Here is a 20044-nt window from a genome sequence, read left to right on the forward strand (position 1 = left end):
AGGCCGCAGTTCGAAAAAGAAAATTTAACTTGACTTCTGAATTCCCTTCCCCGATAATTAATCCATGTCCGTAATTTCATTGACCACCGATTTTGGGCTTCGCAATGGATTTGTTGGCGTTCTTAAGGGTGTCATATACGGCATTGCGCCGGATGTAACAATAGTGGACGTGAGCCATGCTGTCGCGGCGCAGGATGTTCGTGAGGGCGCATTGGTGCTCTGGCGTACATATTCGTTTTTCCCAAAAGACACGGTACATGTTTATGTGGTGGATCCCGGTGTTGGGACAAAGCGGCGTGCCATTGCGGCACGTCTGGGTGAATATTATTTTGTTGGTCCAGATAACGGTTTCCTCACGCCTATGTTGGAGGATGCCGTGCAGTCAAAGAGATCGGTTGAGTTCGTACATCTTGATAAGCCTACATACTGGCTGCCGAAAGTCAGCCGTACGTTTCATGGGCGTGATATTTTTTCCCCCGTTGCTGCACATCTTGCAAATGGTGCACCATTGCAAGATCTCGGCTCTTCGATTGACGACCCCGTCCGTATTGAAATGCTGCACCCTGAAAAGACATCCACTGGATGGAAGGCGCATGTTACGATGGTGGACATTTTTGGAAACCTCAGCACGGATCTGCCCGCCCACCTGTTTCAGGGGCGGACGGATATCCTGTTCCGCCTTCAAGGAGTGGTGATCCACGGGATCGTTGAATCCTATGGACATCGCGCTGTTGGCGAGCTTGTCGCTTTGGTGGATAGTGAAGATTATATTGAACTTGCGGAAGTGAATGGCAGTGCGGCGAAACGTCTGAACGCCAAAATTGGTGACGTGGTGGAAGTTCTGGTTTCAGAGTAAAATAGGTGCAATGTCAACATTACCCCTTGTCATTGAAAACCTTTCCTTCAAATACCGCACTCGCCCTGAACTTGCAATCGAAGACATTTCCTTCGAACTCAAGCAGGGCGAGTTGTTGCTGATAGCCGGTTCCAGCGGATGTGGCAAGACCACACTGGCGCGCTGTATTAATGGGTTGATCCCGCGAAGTTATCGCGGTGAGCGCAAGGGCAAAGCATTATTGTATGGCAGGGATGTTGCCGAAATGCAGATCGCAGAAATGGCGCAGATGGTGGGGACGCTCCTGCAGGATCCTGAACGGCAGATTGTGGCAAGCAACGTCTTCAATGAGATCGCATTCGGTCCTGAAAATCTCGGTATGCCGCGTGAAGAGATCATTGAACGCGTGGACAGGGTGATGAAACGCCTCAATCTCGAATATCTACTCGAACGGGAGACTTTTAATTTATCGGGCGGCGAAAAACAGAAGGTGGCATTGGCGGGCGTGTTGACCATGAACCCATCCATTTTGCTGCTGGATGAGCCGCTTGCATCACTAGACCCCGCTTCGGCACATGAGGCGCTGCAGGTATTTCGAAGTCTGGCGGACGAGGGGAAGACGGTTATTTTGGTGGAGCATCGCGTGGAGGATGCGCTCGAAACGAATCCAGACCGCCTGCTTTACATGGAAGACGGGCGCATCAAGTATCTCGGTCCGATTCGCGATCTGCCTCGGTCAATTGACCACCGGCAGGTAAAGTTGCCCGCCCCATGGGTGGTGCAGAGAGTCAAAGCAATGGAGATTCCTTCGGCGGCTCCCAAGCAGCGGGTAGCGGATAGAGACGAGTCAATGATCGTTTTCGAAGATGTGGATTTTCGTTACGGCGAGGAATATCCCTGGATCCTGCAAAATGTGAATCTTACGATTTATCGTGGTGATTTGATCGCCCTGCTGGGTCCGAACGGTGCGGGAAAATCCACACTGGTAAAACATGCGATCGGTTTGCTGAAGCCCACGCGTGGTCGCGTACTTGTCGAGGGGCAGGATACCCGTAAGATGAGCGTTGCGCAGATTGCGCGCGTGCTTGGTTATGTTTTCCAAAGCCCGACACACATGCTTTATGCGCCGACCGTGCGTGAAGAGCTTGAATTTGGCCCGAAAAATTTAAACTTTGAACTTTCACAAATTGATAAATCTGTAGATGAGAGTCTTTCGACCGTAAACCTGAAGGGACTTGAAGAGTATCCTCCTCTGGGATTGTCTTTTGGTCAGCAAAAACGTACTACCATTGCGGCAGTCCTTGCCATGCGGTCAAAGATCTTGATCATGGATGAGCCGACCGCCGGGCAGGATTTTGCGAACTACACACGCTTCATGGAGGCATTGTGCAGTTCGTCGAACGGCGCGCAATCCATCCTCTCTGCGCATTTCGATTCGACCCTCTTCATTACGCACGACCTTGACCTTGCGGTCACGTATGCAAACCGGGTTTTGCTTTTTGGTGACAAACATATTGTTGCAGATGGTGCACCTGAAGAAGTTCTGAAGGATATCGATGTTCTTTTGAAATATCGTGTGCGGCCCACTTCGCTTCTTCGCCTTAACCTGGAATTGCTCCCGCAGACGGGAGGATTCCTGCCGGCTGAATCACTGGCGGGCTTCGCTTCGTGATTTTCCCTGCAACGCGTGTGCGTTGACAGGGTTATCTATATAGGGTCAGTGTCAATTCAATTCTTATTAAAAAGGAGAGAAGTCATGAACGACAAAAGCACCTGGGAATTTGGAACCCGCCAAGTTGTATACGGCGCAATCGGGGCTGCCCTGTACGGCGTTTTTTCATGGGCGACCAATATTTTCCCCCTGCCCGCGGCTGGCAACGTCACCTTCCGCCCTGCGATCGCTGTCCTGATCTTTTTTGCTGTGGCCTATGGTCCATGGGTTGGTTTGCTGGCTGGCTTCATCGGTAACACACTTGGTGACGGGTTGACCGGATGGGGCTTCTATTGGCACTGGAGCCTGGGCAATGGTTTGATCGGGCTTGTTGCAGGTCTGGCCATGGCTGGCATCAGCGACTTCAAAGCCCGCAGCGACATCCTGAAGGCGGTCGGCTGGGGTATTGCCGGCATTGTGGTGGGCATGTTATTCGCATCGCTGACCGAGATGTGGGTGGGCGGCATTGATCTCAATACGGCTTTGTTCGGATACTTTACGCCCGCCTTCCTTGGCAACACGGTCGTCACTGTGATCCTCCTGCCCATCCTGATGGTCGCGTTCGCCGCGGTCGCAGCCCGCAGAGGCCGCTAGACAGTATGCTGGTCACCTGGAAGTACCGTCCGCGCAATACGTTCATCCAACGACTGGACCCTCGCACCAGATTCATTTTTATGTTCAGCATCATCTTTGGGCTGACCATTCCTGAAATCTGGGATTTCCGTATCATCCTTCCGCTGTTCCTCGTCTCGCTGACCCTGTACCTGCTTGCCCGCATCGAGTGGAAGGATGTGCGTCGTGTCTGGATCTTTATTTTCATATTCCTCACCCTCATTATTGGCTTGAACGCTTTGCTCTCGGGTCGCGGCGGTCCGTCTTCGGTGACCAGCATTCCCTCCCCTGTTTTGTTCTACGTCCCAATTCTCAGTTCATTTGGCTGGGAAGTTCCGATCACGGTTTCCAAGGCCTGGTTTGCCATCAACCAAATGATGCGCATGTTGACCATGGCGATCCTTGCCATTCCCATCCCGTATACGGTGGATCCGAATATTTATGGAACGGCATTCAAGCGCATGGGCGCTTCGGACAAGGTTTCGTTTACGATGGACTTGGCATTCCGCTTCCTGCCGACCTTTGCGCGCGACTTCATCATAACCATGGATGCCCAGCGCGCCCGCGGCTATGAAATGGACAAATTGAAAGGGGGATTAGTGGCTCGAATTCAGCGACTTGCACCATTGATCATTCCGGTCGTGATGCAGTCCACTGTAACGGGTGAGGAGGTTATTGATGCGATGGATTTGCGTGCCTTTGGCACTGCCCGGCGGACGTGGCTGAAGAATTTGACGTACGCCCGCTGGGATTATATTATCCTTGGTCTCGGCGTGTCGATTTTCATCACTTGTTGTGTTTTAAAATGGGTTTTTGGGATAGGTGGTTATTTCGTGCCTGACTTTTTCACCAACCTGTTGGTTGGATAGTTTATCGAAATGGAAACCGCCGCACATCGCGGCGGTTTCCATTTATTATTTTTGCCTTCTATACGTTTCACCCGCCGTTACCCTGAAATCGAGGTGGTTCTGCTCGGGGGCAAAAACGCAGGTTGCGTACTCGGTGAAGGCGCAGGGCGGGTTATAGGCTTTATTGAAGTCGAGGAAGATGCGGCCATCCGCATCGCTGTCTGCAACGAGATAGCGTCCGTTGGGACAGGTTTCGTCTTCGCTGGTGGGATCCCAAAAGCGGATGAAGAGCTTGTTGTCGTCCTCCCTGTTGACATCAAGTTTATATTGTTTTCCATTAAATTCGAAGGACAGATAGCCTTCGACCGGAAACTCCGCCTTTTCGCCGGCAAGGTCTGCGAAGATGGCCATTTTCGGGCGTTCGTATGCGGTAAAGGTGGCAGGGACGCGAAAATTTTTATCAATGTCGTACCAGGTGCGGGCGGGGAAGGAGCGCCGCTGCTCGCGTTTGTTGTCCCACATGCGCATGCCGAGTCTGTTGCCGCGTTGTATCACGACGAGCTGGACATCCTGTAGATTTATATAGCTTGGGGCTTCGGAAATATCGGGTTGCAGGATGACAGATTCGATGACCTGATCGTTGACCTTTACTTTTGCGTTCGGCTCCACATGCAGGGAAACGGATTTCTCGTTGTATTCAACGTGGCCCATGTTGGATGGAAAACGCGCCGGAAGAATTATTTCTGATGACGGGTCGGAACCGATCCGATTCTTTCCGGGTTTCAACCAGAAAAGACCCGCCAGCGAAAGCCAGCCGTTTTCCTGGCGGATGTTTTTATCCCGTTCCTTGCGCCAATCCGTTATGGTCTTTTCGTAGCTCATATTGCGGATTATACCAACAAAAAGGAGCGGGCTAGTTCAAAAACCGCTTCCTTTTATAAAAACTGCGATACCCATGATGAAGAGATAAGCATATTCTATTCTGGAAATCCGATTTGCGTATTTGCATTTTTGTTATAAAATGATGGCGCTTCAAAAGACAAAAAAGGACCAAGGAGAATAAAATGGGATTGAAGCCGGATCACTGGATTAGAAGAATGGCGCTGGAGAATAAAATGATCGAACCGTTTGTAGACAGCCAGGTTCGAAACGGGGTGATCTCATACGGCGTTTCCTCATACGGGTACGACGTGCGTGTCGCCAATGAGTTTAAGATCTTTACGAATGTCTATTCTGCCGTGGTTGACCCCAAGAATTTCGATACAAAGTCGATGGTGGACTTTGCCGGTGATGTGTGTGTGGTGCCGCCCAATTCGTTTGCGCTGGCGCGCACGGTGGAATACTTCCGCATTCCGCGCAAGGTCTTGACGGTCTGCCTGGGCAAATCCACATATGCGCGCTGCGGGATCATCGTCAACGTGACACCGTTCGAGCCGGAATGGGAGGGGTTCGTGACGCTTGAAATATCAAATACCACACCTCTGCCTGCGAGGATTTATGCAAACGAAGGTCTGGCACAGGTGCTTTTCTTTGAAGCGGACGAGGAATGTGAAGTTTCCTACGCGGACAAGAAGGGAAAATATCAGAAACAGCAGTCCATTGTCCTGCCGAAGTTGTAGCCATCATCAAGCAGGGGCGGCCCGTCAGGATTTGAAACTCCATCCTTACTTTAATCGGCGGGCCGCCCCTGCAGTATTTAAAGCACGATATTGAAATGCTCTTGGAGCAGGGAGTTCCACTGTTCTTTTGAAACTTCGGTGATCGTTCGCTTTCCATTTTCGGTAACAAGTAGCCCATCACTGTCAAGCGTGATTCGTCCACTCTCCGTGACGCGCGAGATGATGCGGTTCTTCGTGAAAGGGGATTTTGGCGATGTCTGGTGGTATTCGCAGGTATCCAGATACTCGTCGGGGAAGCGGTGAGGGATGAGGTCGAAGAAATAATGACGTTCCTGCGAGCCATCGTAGTTCCTTTGCCAAATGATGTAGCCCTGCTTGAACGGTTTGACCCAATAGCCGCGCAATCCCTGCACCTGTTCGTTCGGGCTGTCGATATCCAGCGGCTGGAAGAAGGTGTCGCCCCAGCCAACATCCGCCAGCCAGCGCGTGGACTCATGCGGCGCTTTGACCAGCAGGGTCAGGTGGTCGAAATCAATGCCGAAACTGTCGGCCTCTTCGTGGTAATCGCGCGCGTTGAGGCAGGTCACTTCGAAGCCGATCTCCTGCAACAGCCATGCAAAGAGACCGTTCAACTCGTAGCAAAATCCCCCGCGCCCATCCACGATGATCTTCTGCCACAGACTGGGCAGGTCGAGGTTTATCTTGCGTCCCAGCCCGATGTCCAGATTTTCAAAGGGGATGCTCCGCATGTGCGCGAGTTGAAGGGCGCGCAGGGTGGCAGAGTTGGGGTTTGGGGATTCGGTAAAGTTGAGCCTTTGAAGGTATTGGTGGATGTGCATTTGAAAGTAATTGAGGTGTCCGGAAATATTGCTCAAAATGTTCTAGGCGAGATTTCAAACCGCTATTTTTGGATTTTTCTTCGAATAACTCTTCTAACCAATTGATAATTTTCATTGCAGTCTCAGTTATAATTTGATCTTGACCTTCTTCTACGGCTTGTTTTGCTAGATGAAAATTATCTTTTGCTTTTTTAGCAATCTCTCTTTTCCATTTGTCTAGCATTTTTAACGCCTCACATCCCCAGCCAATCACCCGCCATCTTTGCCAACCCCGCCACGGCTCCCTGACGCGCCGTACACGGTGGCAGGGACTCAAGGAACATCCGCCCGTATTGCTTGGTCAGCACGCGGCGATCCAGTATGGCAACTATTCCCCGGTCCGATGCAGTGCGGATCAGGCGACCAAATCCCTGGCGGAATTTGAGGATGGACTCGGGAAGATAATACTCATTGAATGAATCCTCGTACAGTTCCGAGCGGGCCGCAATGATCGGATCGGAAGGGACGCCGAAGGGCAGTTTGGTGATGACTACGACGGAAAGCGAATCGCCGGGCACATCCACCCCTTCCCAAAACGAACGCGTGCCCAGCAGAACAGCGCGGTCCGTGGATTTAAAGGATTCGAGCAGGGCATTTGGCGATGCGCCCTCACCCTGTTCGTAGACGAAAATATCCTCGCGCGCCAGCGGGCCGGTGATGGCTTGGGCGGTCTTCTTCAGTGCGGCGTAGGAGGTAAAGAGGACCAGCATTCGTCCGCCGGTGGCTTTGGCGGTGGAAAGGATGGCGCGATCGAGCGCCTGTTGGTAATTGAAAGAGTTTGGCTCCGGCATGTCGTTGGCAACGTAAAGCAACGTGCTGGCTTCATAGTCAAACGGCGAACCGAGCGAAAGCGTGTCCACTTCATCGGCGGAAAGCGTGCTGCGGACATATTGAAAATCTCCATGTGTGGTCAGTGTGGCAGATGCCATGACGACACATGCCTTTTCGTGCCATAAATGCTTTTGAACCAGCGGACCTGCGCGCAGCGGGGCGGCATTGAGCGATAGTCTCTCGCCGCGCGGATTGACTTCGATCCAATAGATGAGCTCGCTGGACGGCTTGTGCATCAACCCGGAAGCCGCGGCTTCGGCTTCGGTCATGCGGCGCATCAGGGTGCTCAGGCTTCCCATCACATCCTCCACGTTGTCATGTCCTTCGCTGTACAGGTCGGCAAGCGCCTTGTAGATTTCGTCCAACGTTTTCAGCAGGTGGCTCATCGTGTCGCTGACCTGCCCCCATAACACCTCCAGGTCATCCCAGCCCTGCAGTGTGCGCGCCGCTGACGTGATCCGCATCTGCCAGGAGTAATTATTTTGCTGCTGTCCCTCGCGTTGTGCGGCGATGAACCCGCCAAGCACGCTGAAAAACTCCTTCGATAGTTGTTCGAGGCGAAAGGCCTGGTCGGTGGCACGTTTTGATCTTTGCTGGAGCAGGCCAAAGTCGGAGGGGCGAAGCGAGTCGCGAGTCTCTGTCAACAGTCTGCCGAGCACTCCGGCGGATGATCCGCCCAATTCCTTTAACATGCGATCCAGATCGTTCTGGGTCATGCGAAAGGACAGTGCGTTGGTAACGGCGGACTCGATGTGATGTGCTTCATCCACAATGACGTAATCATATTCCGGCAGTACCCTGCTTCCCGTGGAAACATCCGAAAGTAGAAGGGCATGGTTGACGATGAGCAAGTGTGCGCTTTGCGCGGCCTGCTTTGCGCGATAAAAGGCACATGCGCCTCCCATGCGCCCCAGGCATGTTTCCGTTGTACAGGAATCGTCCTCCGCTGAGAGTCTCGACCATACTTCGCGTTCGATGGGTCCCGTGAGATTCAGTTCGTTGCGGTCTCCGCTGATGTTTTCCAGTTCCCATACGATGATCTTCGCCAGCACACGCATCTCATTGGCATTGGAGGGACCATGTGTGCGCATGGTCCCAAGTTTGCGCGGGCAGAGATAATTAACGCGCCCTTTCATGACCGAGGCGCGAACGTCAAGGCTGAGCGCGGCTTGCAGGTCTGGTATGTCTTTTTTGATCAGCTGGTCTTGCAGGTTGATGGTATTGGTGGAGATGACCACACGCGTGTTGTTCTGATGTGCGAACAAAGCGGCCGGCACAAGATAGGCAAAGGATTTTCCCACCCCGGTTCCCGCCTCGACCATTAAATGGCCGCCGTTTGAAAGGGCATGAGCCACCGCTTTGAGCATCTCCACCTGCTCGGTGCGGTGTTCATAAGATTCAAAGTATTGGGAGAAGGGTCCGCTGTATTCCAAAATGGAGGCGGTTTCTTCTGGGTCGAGCGGAAGCGGCTCTTCAGTCCGCTGAATCGGCGGGCCATCTTTTAAAGCTGGTGAGCCAGGTGCCGGTTTTCGGGAAGATGCGCTTTTTTTTGTATGTTTTGGTTTGGTGCCTTCCTTCGCCCGGGCATGCAGGGCTTGTTCGAATGCCCAGCCTGCGTCCCAGTCCACGAAGTTTCCGAGTTCCACGATCTCCTGCAGGGTTTCAAGCGGAAGTTCGCCGGCAAGGTCGAGCAGGCGCACGTAACATGCATGAGTGACGCGGGCGTCATCAAGGGCGCGGTGGGTGGCGGGGAGGGGGATGTTTAATTGCTGGCCAAGCGAACCCAGGTTATAGCGGCTGGCGGTTGGCATTAATACAGAGGCGAGTTCGTACGTATCAAGCGTTTGTTGATATTCAAATAACCCCGCCTTGCGCAGGAAGCCGATGTCGAACTTGACGTTGTGCCCGAGGATGGGTGCGTCGCCGACGAAGGCGGTCAGTTCATGAACGATATCGCGCAGGCGCGGAGCCTGGCGCACCATGGCATCGTCGATGCCTGTTAAACCAGTAATGAAATCGGGGATGTGTTTGCCTGGGTTGATGAGGGTGTTGAATTCACCTTCGATGCGCCGCCCGTTGAATTTGACTGCGGCGATCTCAATAATGGCTTCACGGTTTTCGTCCAACCCGGTGGTTTCGATGTCCAATGAAACGATGATGGTCATATTAGAACAAGTGTACCATGAAAGGCGCGGCGCTTCTTCGATTAATGCAGAGCACCGCGTCTTGACACTTGTTTATTCTTCTGAAAATAATTTGTCAATCTGGTTGATCTGCGTGCTTGAAAGTGCGCGGTTTTTCGTACCCTGCCTCATGAATTCCTTCAGTTGTTTTAGTTTCATGGCAGGGATCGGCGAATCGCCCGCATCCAATTCGACATCGTCATTGGTAAATACAAGCACCGGTTTGATCTCAGGGATGTTTGTCTCGTCCAGTTTTTTGGAAAGGAATTTCCCCAATGCGCGCACTTCATTTTCCGCATCGATATCCGGGCGTCCAATGCCTTCCTGCCCGAAGATGCGCATATATCCCTGCATGAATCCGCCGCCGCGCATCTTCCAGCGGTTTTTCTCGAAGAAAATCTTTCCGCGCTGGTGATATGGAAGCAGCACCCATACACCTGCCGGCCCGACCATCAAGTGTGACACAGGTGATGAATAGTGGTAGATCGAAAATTCACTGTGCAATCCTTTTAGACCCGCGTCAAATTTCTCGTCCGGCCGGGGGGAACGTCCCCAACGGCTGCCCATATACATGCCGATCTGGGTCATGATAAAGCCGACCACAAGGCAAATGACGGAGTATGTAAACCACTCAGGCTTCGTGAATGAAATGTACATGCCCGCGCCAAGCACGATCAATGCGCCGAGACTGGTCCACTGGCCGATGATACCGTTCCGTTTGATCAGTTTTTCGTTTTTGATGATTTTCATTTTAATTCTTTAAACTCTCTTCAATCGCAGATTTCATTGCATCAAGTACATTTACATCCACTGCATGTTTGGCCACGCGCACCGCGTTCTTGATGGCGAATGCGTCCGAGCGGCCATGACCGATGAAAACCAGTCCGTTCACTCCGAGCATGGGAGCGGCTCCCTGTTCGCCGGGGTCGAGCAGTTTTTTGATCGCACCCAAGGCGGGCTTTACCAATAGTCCTCCGAGCTTGGTGACGATGCTTCCGTTCCTGATGATCTCGCGGATCTTGTCGGTGATCAATTTGGCGACCGCTTCGGATGTCTTCAACATGACATTGCCTGTAAACCCATCTGTGACAGCCACGTCCACCTTGCCACCAATGACCTCCTTGCCTTCCACATTTCCAATATAATTCAGATTTGCCGATTTGAACAACGGCGTGGCTGCCTTAACCAGTTCATTGCCCTTGCCTTCCTCCTCGCCGTTGGAGATCAAACCCACTTTAGGGCTTTTTACCCCGCGAACCTTCTCAGCATAAATGCTTCCCAAAATCCCGAACTGTAGTAAATTCTCTGGTTTGCAATCGGGGTTTGCGCCGATATCCAGAACTACACATGTGCCGGTTGCGGTGGGGAAGATCGGTGCGAGAGCGGGGCGGTCCACACCGCGGATGCGTCCCAACCTGAACAGGGCAGTCACCATGCCTGCGCCTGTGTTGCCCGCGCTGACAAAGGCATCCGCTTCGCCGTTTTTCACAAGATCAATGCCGACAGCCATTGAATTCCTGGCTTCCCTGCTGCGCGCTTTCAGCACAAGGTTTTCTCCCTTATCCTCCATGCTGAGTATTTCGGGGGCATGGAGTACACGTATCTTTAATCCCTCTGTATTTTGGGCATCAAGCACCGGTTTAATGAGACCTTCATCACCGACCAGAATGATCTCCGCCCCATACTCACGCGCCGCCTGTACCGCGCCCTCCACATCCGGTGCCGGGAAATTATCGCTTCCCATCGCATCTACAACGATTCGAGCCATAAGATTTTCTCCTGTGGTTTGTGTGCTTGACAAGAAAAGCAAGCCGATTATAATACGCCCTGCTTATGCGCTGGTGCTGGAATTGGCAGACAGGCATGGTTGAGGGCCATGTGCCGCAAGGCGTGGAGGTTCAAGTCCTCTCCAGCGCACTGTATTTATCTTTAGCATTTTGACCTAGCATCAAATGCCGGGTCAAAGTGTCCAGAAACCAAATCGTCCGATTGGCAACAGAACCTGCACAAGGTTTATATGCCTTGTGCAGGCCGACTTATCTGACTTCGCCGGAGGTCAGACGGAAGGATTGTACCAGAATGGTTGCTCCCACCCTCCCAAAATTCATTCCAATAACAGAGGCGGTTCGAAAAACACATCTATCTGAAAAAGCCTTACGCTCCATGTTGCACGCTGGTAAAATCGGCGGTGGAACGATGAATGGAGAATTGTTAGTGGACGCAAATACACTGCCTACCCGGAAGGAAGACCTGCCGGAATATAGGAAGTTTTCTAACCTCAAAGGGGCAGGCATAGGCATAGCAGAAGCCGCGCGTAAATACGACATGGCTTTTTCCACTTTACAAAACTGGGCGAACCGCGGCTTCATTATGCGCGTGGGGCGAAGAAAGAACAAAGTTTTACTGGACGAACAGGATGTTGCCTATTGCGTACATATTTACAGGCTGGCAGGGGGGAAAGGCAAACGGATATTCAAGGAAGATGGAACACCGTACAGCCAGATACAAAAAACAATCGCTGGATAACACATACGAAAAGAAGCAAGGCGGCAGAAATGCCGCCTTTTTATTTTTGCATACTCCTAATAACTACCAATGTTCTTGACTTAAGATTGGTAGTTATGCTAAACTCCCGCCATCAAGAACAACGACCTGACCGAAGCCAGGGCGCGGGTGGCAGACATGACCTGCCAGCGAGGTTTTTTATAAAACAAGGAGGTGTGCTTTGAATGAATGTCAAAACTGCGGCGTTCCCGCCAGGTTTCTCCATGATCGAGAGATGTACGGGAAAACCCAAAAAGTTTGCAGTAACTGCTCCGTTGCTTTCGACAGGATCAAATCCGACATCGAAGCAGGATGCTGCCAGATCATCAAGCCGGTTGATGAACACACAAAGCGAATCCGCTTGCTGCTCAATGGCATACCGAGGTCGCAATGAAAATCAATATTCAAGTTGGCGACACTGTCAGAGTCTCGAAATGGACCGGATCCAGGTGGAATGTCCAAACGGGCATCGTGGAGCAAATCCGCATAAAGAACATCAGAAGGCGGGAAGTGCTTGTGGATGGAACCTGGTGGGTCGTTCGGAACGACGTAGGCGTAAGGTTTGAGATCGTGAAAAAAGTCGTTAAAAATGACTGAGGAAAAACAAACCCGCGAGCAAATAGCCCGCCTGCTCCCTCCCCCGTCAAACGGTCAGTTCGTGACGGTTTCCTTGGAACTACTCCCTGCCTACCTGGGGCTGCACGGCTTGCAGGCACATTATTCATCCAGCCTTGTGATCGAACAGGAAACCCATTTTGTTCTGCATTGCAAAAGAAATGGAGTCTGCAATGACAATGCTTAACTACTTCCTTCAAGCCGCGGCATTTATGTTTCGTTTTTTGCTGGAACTTGCGCTCGGCATTCTCGTCGCGATCCTGTACATCATCCCTTGGTTTCTTCGCGCTGCGACGGTTCTCGGCTGGCTGGCAGCCGCCTTCCTCTGCCTTACCACCCTCCGCCGCATCTACTCCCCCTTCACGGATGCAGTCCCCATGCTGGCGCTGGAGTTTCTCGTGATCATGCTTGCCCTGCTGTGGGCAATGGCAGGCATGCTGGCGGGCAAACATGTCTGGGGCGTCCTGGCGGCAGGCGCGCTCACGCTTTGGGGAGTTTCCAGTGGCATGACCTGGCTTTCGATCAACTGGCAGCATGCCGATCTCTTTTTTCGTGTCCTCCCCCCTGTCCTGCTTGCAGTTGGGATGATCACCCTGAGTATTCGTACACGCGCGCGACGATTGTCCGCCCATGGGATGCGCGAACCCAGTGCCGCGGAGGTATCAGCGTGAACAAGGATGAATTGATGGCGAGACTCGAAGAGCAACGCAAATGGCGCGAACGCCGTCCATCCCCCGCTGCTGCCAAACCCAGACACAGCCTCCCGATCGCGCGGTTGGCGCTGGCGTTCTTTTTTGTGCCAGGCATGTTGTATGCAGCCTGGGCGTTGGCGCCCAATTTTTCCCTGCAGGAAACCAGTCCCGCTTCGCTGGAAACGAATATGAGCGTACCGCTTACCAGCAAAGCAACCGCAGCCAATACGGAACAGACAACCATCACCATGACTGTATGCGCTGGCGGATTCGACGCCGCAAAACTGCACGTCCGTTTTGAGGCAGGCTTGAAAGGCGACGTGCGCGGCTACCTGGCAGAAGGCGAAACGGTTACCGTCCCGTTGGGAGAGCGTGGCGAGCCGCTCACCAAACTTATAGATGACGTGCGCTGGACGTTTATCCAATCACCCATCATCGGCTGGGTCAGCGCCAGCCACCTATGCAAATAACCCGGAGGTAAAACAACATGGCTCAACAAGTCTCTCTCACCGATGAACTGACCGGCAATAGCATCCAGACCGATCATGGCGGATTCGCCTTTACCGACCTGGCGGTGCTGCTGCTCGATGCGGTCCTGTTCATCTATACCGCCTGGCGCTCGTACCACTTCCTGTCCGGCTCTGTCCCTGACGACATGCAGGTCATGGCGCTGGTCGGGCTGTGGGGGCTGGACATTGGGATGATTATCTGGTCGCTGGTGTGGATCTTCGGCTCCACCGAAAAGTACCAGGACTGGATTGCGATGTCGTTCTTCCTGATCGACATGACAGGGGTGGTCCTCACCTCCCTGACCGACTCCCTGTCATTCAGCAATCCGAACAACGCAATGACCGAAATGTTGCAAGGGATCGCCGCCCCTGCCATCCCCCTGATCGTGGTCGCCAATGTCGTCGCGGGCTTCATCTACCACATGACCGCTCCCAGCACCAGCGCCCGGCGCGACGCCCGCCGTGCCGTGGCTGAATACCGCCGCAAGATGGAAGAAATCGGAAAGGAGCAGCGGGACCTGGCGTACGCCGAAGGTCTACTCATGGCGAAACAGGAAACCCTGGAAAAAGCCACCATTTTGGCGGAAATCCGGGTTACGCAGGCGGCGCTGGAACAGGCCACCCGCGTAAAACTGCACGACCTGGTGGGTATTCACAATGCAGCAAAAACCACTGCATACGGCAAAGCGGAAGGCATAAACGATGGGCTTGCCCAAAAACTGCAATCGCTGAAAGATACCCTCGCAAGGTTGGGCGGCGACAATTCGTCTTCCAAGCATGAGCCGCAATACAGACCGAACACGCAAGCGTCGCTGGCGTATCCTACGGGTGCGAAAACCCACTTCATCCAGGAAGGCGGCGATGGCTCGCTTGCGCTTTGCGGAGAGCAATCCCCCTCCCAAACAACCTTATTCGTTACGGATGCGACCTGCCCGCAATGTCTCGCTGTTCATGACAGGATGGTCGAAGCAACCCCGCCCTTTTCGGGTAATGGCGGCAAGCCAGGAAACAGCGCGTCCCCTTTGTAAGCCGGGCGGCGAGTCGAATGTTCTCCCTGGACCTGGATATGTTGAAGGGAATCAAACGCCCCTTTGCGATCCAGGTCCAGCGGAAGGGGCGTTCACGTGCGGCGTTGCCCTCGGAGTCCCGCGACATGATCGTTGGCGCGATGAATGCCCTGGACCGCTCGTCCGGCGGAAGAGTAAAGACCCTCAACGCAGAGATTGACGGCAAACCGATCGCCCTGGCATTCATTGAGAATGCGCAGTTTGAAGAGGATGCGGACGGCAACACCGTCCTGGATGGACCGGAAGAATAACGCAGTTCCCTTGCCCTGGTACGAGGAGGGAAACTGGAGAAAAGGAAAGCCAATATGACGACAAAGCAATCCCTTCCCCGCCAGGCGCTTCGATTTGTCGGATTCCTGATTGCAATCCCGATCCTCAAAGCCGCGTTCGCTGGAGAAATAAACGGATGGCTTGCGCTTTTTTCCCATATCGGCGTCTGGATGGTTTTGATTGTAGATACGCTTTTTGTCTACAACGCGCCTGTGGATAAAGATCTGCCTTACCCGCTGAATCAACTCCCGCGCGCTGATCACCGTCGAAGATGCTCTTGAAGCCATCCATATAAAAAGGAAACAGAAAACATGAAAATGATCTCAACAGGAAACCACAAAGGTGGCACAGGCAAGACCACGACCACGCTCTCGCTGGCGCACGCTGCCGCCCTGCGCGGATACCGCGTCCTGATGGTGGACTGCGATCCACAGGGACAATGCGCGACCGCGCTTGGGATGCGCCCGGAGCCTGGGCTGTTTAATGTGCTCCTCCGCCCGGAGGAGGACCTGCACCAATGGATTCGAGAGACGAGGCGCGCGAACCTTGATTTGTTGCCCGGCAACCAGGATACCGCTTCGGCTCAGATCGTTCTCGGCGCAAAGAACGCCTCCATCGAATTCATCTGGGCGTTCTTCTCCCCCCTGCGCAAGGAATACGACTTCATCTTCTTTGACACCGCGCCCTCGGTTGGCGGCATTCAGGAACGGGTCATGTATGCCGCCGATCATGTCCTGATCCCGTCCGCCACCGAATACCTCTCCCTTGATGGCGTGGCGCAGATGATGGACATGCTAGGCAAACTCCGCAGCCAGCATCATTGGAAGGGATCGCTGCTCGGCGTGCTACCGACCTTCTACGACGACAACACCAGTGAGAGCAGGCAGTCGATGGAAAACCTGAAACAGGGCTTTGGCGATGACCTGCTCTCTCCCATCCACCGCGCGACTGTCCTGCGCGAATGCGCGGCGGAAGGAAAGACAATCTTCGAGTTTGCCCCCGCCAGCCGCGCTTCGCAGGAATACGAGTTCACTCTGACCGACATCATCAAGAGAATATAGCGGAGGGTGCGAAATGACTTTCTCGGAATGGAAACGAGTATTGCGCGATGTGCGCAACGGGGCGCTGCCCTTGCATGAAATCCCCGGTTTTTTCCAGTGGCTGCTGCAGGGCGGCGCGGCATGACCACTCTGATAACCGCGTACGGCAGCGATGGCTGCGAAGGGCGCTGTGATGCATGCTGTTACAACGCCCACGAGCCGCATTGCGATTGTGTTTGCGGCGGGTGCAATCATGGCGCGGGATTGAGGCAGGCTGTGGAGAATACGCGGCAGATGGCGGAAGACTGGGTGCAGGCGTACACCCATCAGCATCATCTGTGCGGAGTGCGTTGGGAAGTCCCCGCCCTGGAACCGCTGCAATTGGATTTTTTCACGGAGGCGATATGAAGACAAGTTTCATCCTGTTGAACGACGATAAGCAAAGCGACCTGATCGATCTGGATCCGGCCGCCAGCGCTACGCAGAAACTGCGTCTTGGCACGGAAAAATTGCGGGTCAGCTCGAACAAAAATGTCGTCACATCCGCACAGTGTATGGGAAAGAACACAACTTCTACGGCAAGCCGGGCGAGGTGGTATGGGGCACTCTCGAATCCGCCGCGCTTAGCTTTTCGGTAGAAACGATGGAGTAAATGGTTATGACTCGAACCAATCCCCTTGATCGTTTCGTGGCAGACAACAGCGTCCCTGTCCCCTCCCCTGGTGGCGGCGCATTGTCGCTGATTCCGTCCGCACGGCAGGTAAAGAAGGATACAGTCAGGGAGAAGCGCAGGGAAGAGCAAAGGGAAAAACGGCGGGCATATGACAAGCAAAACCCGGTGGAAACCTATTTCATTCCCGCCTACATGCATGAAGCGTTCTTTGACGTAAAAACTGCAATTGGCGGTTTGGCACACCAGCACAATGCGACCGAGAACGGCGTGACGGAGAAATTGACAGAGTGGGCATTGCGCAAGGTTCGCAATGGAGAACTGCGGGTGGGCGGGAAACCAAACCCGTCACGCAGGAAAATGGAAGTCTATATCGAAGATGCCAATAATGAAGTATGGACCTCTGAACGTGACATTCCAGAAAAACCCAGGAAGGTCGCGCGGAAAAAGATATTTGCCGGGTACCGCTTCACAAAGGATGTCATTTCCCAGATCGACGCCATCTCGAAGAACAATCATCTGCCCGCAGGCGAAGTGCTGGTTGTTTTGCTTCAATATGCGATCGAGAAGTATAAGGCGCAGGAATTCAACCTCAAGACCCGCTCTCTCGATGTGCGGCAGACTGTATATACCGAAGAGAGAGAGAGGGACGCGTGGGCGTAAACATGAGTTTCATTTTGCTCCACCAAACATGTAGCAGAAAGTGCGTCCCAAATAGGGGAGAAGGGGCGATTCCCAAAAATCGAGTTTTCGATTTTCTCGGAAAATCAGACCATTTTTTGAGGACGCAAAATGGTGGTTGAACAAAATTGTTCAAGCGCTGATCATCCAATGTTCAACTATGTGTTCATTTTTTGTTCTGCCGTTGTTCAACCGCACCCAACAGAAACGATTTTGAGGCGTCTCAATTTTCGATTTTGACCTGCGATATGGGTACAAAAAAAGCCCCCCTTACAGGGCTGCCTGTCGCCGCTTGAGAAAATTATCACAAGAAGGTTTTTTATGGCTGAAAACACCCTCTGGAACACCGTATCAAAACGACTTCGCGAAGCCTTGGGCGTCGATGCCTATGAAGCATGGCGTGCCGCCTGCTCTCCCGAGTTCGCGTCCTTCGAGGATAACATCTTCTCGATCCGCGTGGCGGGACAAGGTGGCGTTCGCCCCATAGGAGGCGAGATCGTAAAGATCCTGAACGGCATGGGATTTGTAAATGCCTCTGTTCAGTTCCTGTCAGCCAGGGAGACCGTGATCGTAACGCACGATCCGATCAAGGATATCTACGAAGAAATCGTGCGCCCTGATCGAGCCCTGTCGCTGCCGGGCTATATCCAACGATGGGTGGAACAGCAGATCGGCGTGGACGGGTTCTTCATGGCTGCGTCCCTCAAGCAGATTTCATACGAGGCGGGATCGCGCGGGGAGGGCGCCATGTATACAGCCCGTTTCTCCGCACAGCAGATCGCCGTGCGCGCGGGCATTTCCATCCGCACCTACTGGAACCGTCTGTCCGATGACGGATTTTGGAAAAAACTCAAGGGACTGGCGGTCAAACATGACGATCCCAAGACCTGGGTCAGCGATGGCGGTAAACCCCGGCAGGCAGCGCGGCGGTTCAGCGTCTTTACCACCATGCCGTTGACCCCGAGCGATGCCGCGCATTTGCGCCGGTGGCTTCTGGAAAACGCCGAAGCGTACGGTGGACCGGAAGGCGTGCTTCGCGCCGCCGCAGATACGCCGATGGACGATCTGATCGGAAATGGCGATGGACCCGCTGAGGATGCCATGACCGTCCTTGAGCTTGTGTCTTCGCTATTTCGAAGTCAGGTCGAACCGAAACTGCTTGCCGTCCTGGCGTCAAACTTGCATCGACACATCATCCGACCCAGGGACATCATCAGGATCCCGCTGTTCTTCCTGGAATATATCCTGCCCGCGCTCGGTCCATCGGCAGGTTACCTGCTTGTTTTGATGCGCGACCGATGTTTCGTCAATCAGGAAATTTCGCGCACAATCGTTACCTTCCAGGGTGGGTGGGACGAGATTGCCGCAAAACTTGGTTTGGCTGGCGACCGCCGCGCCAAGACCGCCTGGGAATGGCTGAATGCCAAATACCCGGCATCCCACAAGGAGGCGGGGAAATACCGCAATGCGATCGCGCGGATGTACATGGCGGAGGTGATCAAGGATGAGCCTGAGTTGGATTTCGAGCATCAGCCGCGCACCTTCCGCGTCCTGACGGACGAAATCCCGCGGGATCTGCTCGAAGTTGTCGTAACAGGGCGGGGTCCTTACGCAGGAATCTTCCAATCCGATTTTTGCACACACGGCATGGCGGACTTTTCCCAATCCGGAAATTGCACACTCGGCATGGCGGACTTTGCGCTTAGCGATGGCGCATATTGCACACACGCCATGGCGGACTTTGCGCTTATTTTGAAAAAAGTTGCACAGTTAAAAGCTCTTAAGCTCTTAAACCAACTCTTAAACACTAACCGACCAACTCCTGCGGTTGACGCAAATGAAGCTCGTCCAGACGCGCCGCCCGCCAGCGGAACCAACGGGGAGGGGGGCAGGGATGCCGAACAGACGGACTCCCAAAAAGCGGTCGGTCAGTCGGTTTGGGATTTTTCTCGACTTGCCCAGACCAGCGACATCCACCCCTCGAAGGTGTCCGTCATGGTCGCGACTGTCCCGGACGAGCAGGAACGCGCTCTCCGCTTCGTGGGCTGGATATTACACGCCCATTCGCCCAAAGGCAAAACCCTCAAGGACGAGACCGGCGTTGGGCTGGCGATTTCAAGCATCGGGACACGACCGGGCAATGCTTTCATGCGCCTGGCACGGCTTGGTCCCGAAAAACTCCGCGCACTTTTTGACGGCGATCTTGCCCACACGTTGGGCGAAAAGACTGCCGAGGAAATGATCTACCGCGCGAACCTGAAAAAACTGCCCCTGCACCGCAAGCAGGACTTGTATTACCGCCTATTCGCCGAGGACGCGCCTGAATCTTCTCCTGCGCCCCGGCTGGTCATCGACACTATGAACGCTGATACCAACGAATCTCCTAAGTCTGTGCCGTTCAAAGTGCCGCGCCGCAAGATCAAGGTCGTGGAATAACAA

General features: G+C 53.6%; 23 protein-coding genes and 1 tRNA gene. 18 read left to right on the forward strand and 6 right to left on the reverse strand.

Annotated features, from left to right (window positions below):
• The first annotated feature begins 64 nt into the window (after positions 1–64).
• From QY332_10010 to QY332_10025, 4 genes are all read left to right on the forward strand, one after another.
• Positions 65–856, forward strand: a complete 792-nt coding sequence (locus QY332_10010; protein ID WKZ38263.1) for an SAM-dependent chlorinase/fluorinase — start codon at positions 65–67, stop codon at positions 854–856.
• Positions 857–866: 10 nt separating this feature from the next.
• Positions 867–2507: an ABC transporter ATP-binding protein gene (locus QY332_10015; GenBank protein ID WKZ38264.1), complete on the forward strand. Its 1641-nt coding sequence runs from the start codon at positions 867–869 to the stop codon at positions 2505–2507.
• 84 nt (positions 2508–2591) lie between these two features.
• Positions 2592–3140 (forward strand): ECF transporter S component, encoded by a 549-nt coding sequence (locus QY332_10020; protein WKZ38265.1) that lies wholly within the window; start codon positions 2592–2594, stop codon positions 3138–3140.
• A gap of 5 nt (positions 3141–3145) precedes the next feature.
• On the forward strand, positions 3146–4027 hold the full coding sequence (locus tag QY332_10025) for an energy-coupling factor transporter transmembrane component T (GenBank protein ID WKZ38266.1): 882 nt from the start codon (positions 3146–3148) through the stop codon (positions 4025–4027).
• 45 nt (positions 4028–4072) lie between these two features.
• Here the strand turns inward: QY332_10025 and QY332_10030 are convergent, their stop codons facing one another.
• Positions 4073–4888: a DUF1684 domain-containing protein gene (locus QY332_10030; protein WKZ38267.1), complete on the reverse strand. Its 816-nt coding sequence runs from the start codon at positions 4886–4888 to the stop codon at positions 4073–4075.
• Between the two features lie 182 nt (positions 4889–5070).
• Here QY332_10030 and dcd point away from each other — a divergent pair, with 182 nt between their 5' ends.
• Entirely contained in the window at positions 5071–5625 is a 555-nt protein-coding gene (gene dcd, locus QY332_10035) for a dCTP deaminase (GenBank protein ID WKZ38268.1), read from the forward strand.
• Positions 5626–5702: 77 nt separating this feature from the next.
• On the opposite strand, the gene QY332_10040 is transcribed toward dcd, so the two are convergent.
• From QY332_10040 to plsX, 5 genes are all read right to left on the reverse strand, one after another.
• On the reverse strand, positions 5703–6374 hold the full coding sequence (locus tag QY332_10040) for an arylamine N-acetyltransferase (GenBank protein WKZ38269.1): 672 nt from the start codon (positions 6372–6374) through the stop codon (positions 5703–5705).
• Positions 6355–6687 carry a hypothetical protein gene (locus tag QY332_10045; protein WKZ38270.1) on the reverse strand — a complete coding sequence of 111 codons (333 nt, stop codon included), beginning with the start codon at positions 6685–6687 and terminating at the stop codon, positions 6355–6357. Before QY332_10045 ends, QY332_10040 begins: the two co-directional genes overlap by 20 nt.
• A gap of 10 nt (positions 6688–6697) precedes the next feature.
• Entirely contained in the window at positions 6698–9499 is a 2802-nt protein-coding gene (locus QY332_10050) for a helicase C-terminal domain-containing protein (GenBank protein WKZ38271.1), read from the reverse strand.
• Between the two features lie 72 nt (positions 9500–9571).
• Positions 9572–10267: a hypothetical protein gene (locus QY332_10055; protein WKZ38272.1), complete on the reverse strand. Its 696-nt coding sequence runs from the start codon at positions 10265–10267 to the stop codon at positions 9572–9574.
• 1 nt (position 10268) lies between these two features.
• Positions 10269–11285 carry a phosphate acyltransferase PlsX gene (plsX, locus tag QY332_10060; GenBank protein ID WKZ38273.1) on the reverse strand — a complete coding sequence of 339 codons (1017 nt, stop codon included), beginning with the start codon at positions 11283–11285 and terminating at the stop codon, positions 10269–10271.
• A 67-nt stretch (positions 11286–11352) separates the two neighbouring features.
• Between plsX and QY332_10065 the strand changes: the two genes are divergently transcribed.
• The 13 genes from QY332_10065 (at position 11353) to QY332_10125 (ending at position 20041) form a co-directional block, all read left to right on the forward strand.
• Positions 11353–11434: transfer RNA gene (locus QY332_10065), tRNA-Leu, on the forward strand.
• Positions 11435–11596: 162 nt separating this feature from the next.
• Complete coding sequence (locus tag QY332_10070; protein WKZ38274.1) at positions 11597–12043, forward strand: hypothetical protein; 447 nt, start codon at positions 11597–11599, stop codon at positions 12041–12043.
• 607 nt (positions 12044–12650) lie between these two features.
• On the forward strand, positions 12651–12863 hold the full coding sequence (locus QY332_10075) for a hypothetical protein (protein ID WKZ38275.1): 213 nt from the start codon (positions 12651–12653) through the stop codon (positions 12861–12863).
• Positions 12850–13347: a hypothetical protein gene (locus QY332_10080; protein ID WKZ38276.1), complete on the forward strand. Its 498-nt coding sequence runs from the start codon at positions 12850–12852 to the stop codon at positions 13345–13347. Before QY332_10075 ends, QY332_10080 begins: the two co-directional genes overlap by 14 nt.
• The gene (locus QY332_10085) at positions 13344–13838 is read left to right on the forward strand and encodes an SH3 domain-containing protein (protein ID WKZ38277.1); all 495 of its coding nucleotides are present in this window, start codon (positions 13344–13346) and stop codon (positions 13836–13838) included. The genes QY332_10080 and QY332_10085 overlap by 4 nt, the downstream gene beginning before the upstream one ends.
• Positions 13839–13855: 17 nt before the next feature.
• On the forward strand, positions 13856–14905 hold the full coding sequence (locus QY332_10090; GenBank protein WKZ38278.1) for a hypothetical protein: 1050 nt from the start codon (positions 13856–13858) through the stop codon (positions 14903–14905).
• 17 nt (positions 14906–14922) lie between these two features.
• Positions 14923–15195, forward strand: a complete 273-nt coding sequence (locus QY332_10095) for a hypothetical protein (protein WKZ38279.1) — start codon at positions 14923–14925, stop codon at positions 15193–15195.
• 54 nt (positions 15196–15249) lie between these two features.
• Positions 15250–15495, forward strand: coding sequence for a hypothetical protein (locus QY332_10100; protein WKZ38280.1), 246 nt, complete (start codon positions 15250–15252; stop codon positions 15493–15495).
• 30 nt (positions 15496–15525) lie between these two features.
• Positions 15526–16275 carry a ParA family protein gene (locus tag QY332_10105; protein WKZ38281.1) on the forward strand — a complete coding sequence of 250 codons (750 nt, stop codon included), beginning with the start codon at positions 15526–15528 and terminating at the stop codon, positions 16273–16275.
• 120 nt (positions 16276–16395) lie between these two features.
• Positions 16396–16662, forward strand: a complete 267-nt coding sequence (locus tag QY332_10110) for a hypothetical protein (protein WKZ38282.1) — start codon at positions 16396–16398, stop codon at positions 16660–16662.
• The gene (locus tag QY332_10115) at positions 16659–16892 is read left to right on the forward strand and encodes a hypothetical protein (protein WKZ38283.1); all 234 of its coding nucleotides are present in this window, start codon (positions 16659–16661) and stop codon (positions 16890–16892) included. Before QY332_10110 ends, QY332_10115 begins: the two co-directional genes overlap by 4 nt.
• A gap of 20 nt (positions 16893–16912) precedes the next feature.
• Positions 16913–17587 carry a hypothetical protein gene (locus QY332_10120; GenBank protein ID WKZ38284.1) on the forward strand — a complete coding sequence of 225 codons (675 nt, stop codon included), beginning with the start codon at positions 16913–16915 and terminating at the stop codon, positions 17585–17587.
• A gap of 339 nt (positions 17588–17926) precedes the next feature.
• The gene (locus QY332_10125; protein WKZ38285.1) at positions 17927–20041 is read left to right on the forward strand and encodes a hypothetical protein; all 2115 of its coding nucleotides are present in this window, start codon (positions 17927–17929) and stop codon (positions 20039–20041) included.
• The last annotated feature ends 3 nt before the right edge of the window (positions 20042–20044 follow it).

This window comes from Anaerolineales bacterium (genome assembly GCA_030583885.1).
GTDB lineage: Bacteria > Chloroflexota > Anaerolineae > Anaerolineales > Villigracilaceae > Villigracilis.

What these genes read in the sequence shown, in the direction of transcription:
- QY332_10010 (WKZ38263.1), top strand. Translation starts at nt 65, where the DNA reads ATGTCCGTAATTTCATTGACCACCGATTTTGGGCTTCGCAATGGATTT.
- QY332_10015 (WKZ38264.1), top strand. Translation starts at nt 867, where the DNA reads ATGTCAACATTACCCCTTGTCATTGAAAACCTTTCCTTCAAATACCGC.
- QY332_10020 (WKZ38265.1), top strand. Translation starts at nt 2,592, where the DNA reads ATGAACGACAAAAGCACCTGGGAATTTGGAACCCGCCAAGTTGTATAC.
- QY332_10025 (WKZ38266.1), top strand. Translation starts at nt 3,146, where the DNA reads ATGCTGGTCACCTGGAAGTACCGTCCGCGCAATACGTTCATCCAACGA.
- QY332_10030 (WKZ38267.1), bottom strand. Translation starts at nt 4,888, where the DNA reads ATGAGCTACGAAAAGACCATAACGGATTGGCGCAAGGAACGGGATAAA.
- dcd (WKZ38268.1), top strand. Translation starts at nt 5,071, where the DNA reads ATGGGATTGAAGCCGGATCACTGGATTAGAAGAATGGCGCTGGAGAAT.
- QY332_10040 (WKZ38269.1), bottom strand. Translation starts at nt 6,374, where the DNA reads ATGCGGAGCATCCCCTTTGAAAATCTGGACATCGGGCTGGGACGCAAG.
- QY332_10045 (WKZ38270.1), bottom strand. Translation starts at nt 6,687, where the DNA reads ATGCTAGACAAATGGAAAAGAGAGATTGCTAAAAAAGCAAAAGATAAT.
- QY332_10050 (WKZ38271.1), bottom strand. Translation starts at nt 9,499, where the DNA reads ATGACCATCATCGTTTCATTGGACATCGAAACCACCGGGTTGGACGAA.
- QY332_10055 (WKZ38272.1), bottom strand. Translation starts at nt 10,267, where the DNA reads ATGAAAATCATCAAAAACGAAAAACTGATCAAACGGAACGGTATCATC.
- plsX (WKZ38273.1), bottom strand. Translation starts at nt 11,285, where the DNA reads ATGGCTCGAATCGTTGTAGATGCGATGGGAAGCGATAATTTCCCGGCA.
- QY332_10070 (WKZ38274.1), top strand. Translation starts at nt 11,597, where the DNA reads ATGGTTGCTCCCACCCTCCCAAAATTCATTCCAATAACAGAGGCGGTT.
- QY332_10075 (WKZ38275.1), top strand. Translation starts at nt 12,651, where the DNA reads ATGACTGAGGAAAAACAAACCCGCGAGCAAATAGCCCGCCTGCTCCCT.
- QY332_10080 (WKZ38276.1), top strand. Translation starts at nt 12,850, where the DNA reads ATGACAATGCTTAACTACTTCCTTCAAGCCGCGGCATTTATGTTTCGT.
- QY332_10090 (WKZ38278.1), top strand. Translation starts at nt 13,856, where the DNA reads ATGGCTCAACAAGTCTCTCTCACCGATGAACTGACCGGCAATAGCATC.
- QY332_10095 (WKZ38279.1), top strand. Translation starts at nt 14,923, where the DNA reads ATGTTCTCCCTGGACCTGGATATGTTGAAGGGAATCAAACGCCCCTTT.
- QY332_10100 (WKZ38280.1), top strand. Translation starts at nt 15,250, where the DNA reads ATGACGACAAAGCAATCCCTTCCCCGCCAGGCGCTTCGATTTGTCGGA.
- QY332_10105 (WKZ38281.1), top strand. Translation starts at nt 15,526, where the DNA reads ATGAAAATGATCTCAACAGGAAACCACAAAGGTGGCACAGGCAAGACC.
- QY332_10110 (WKZ38282.1), top strand. Translation starts at nt 16,396, where the DNA reads ATGACCACTCTGATAACCGCGTACGGCAGCGATGGCTGCGAAGGGCGC.
- QY332_10115 (WKZ38283.1), top strand. Translation starts at nt 16,659, where the DNA reads ATGAAGACAAGTTTCATCCTGTTGAACGACGATAAGCAAAGCGACCTG.
- QY332_10120 (WKZ38284.1), top strand. Translation starts at nt 16,913, where the DNA reads ATGACTCGAACCAATCCCCTTGATCGTTTCGTGGCAGACAACAGCGTC.
- QY332_10125 (WKZ38285.1), top strand. Translation starts at nt 17,927, where the DNA reads ATGGCTGAAAACACCCTCTGGAACACCGTATCAAAACGACTTCGCGAA.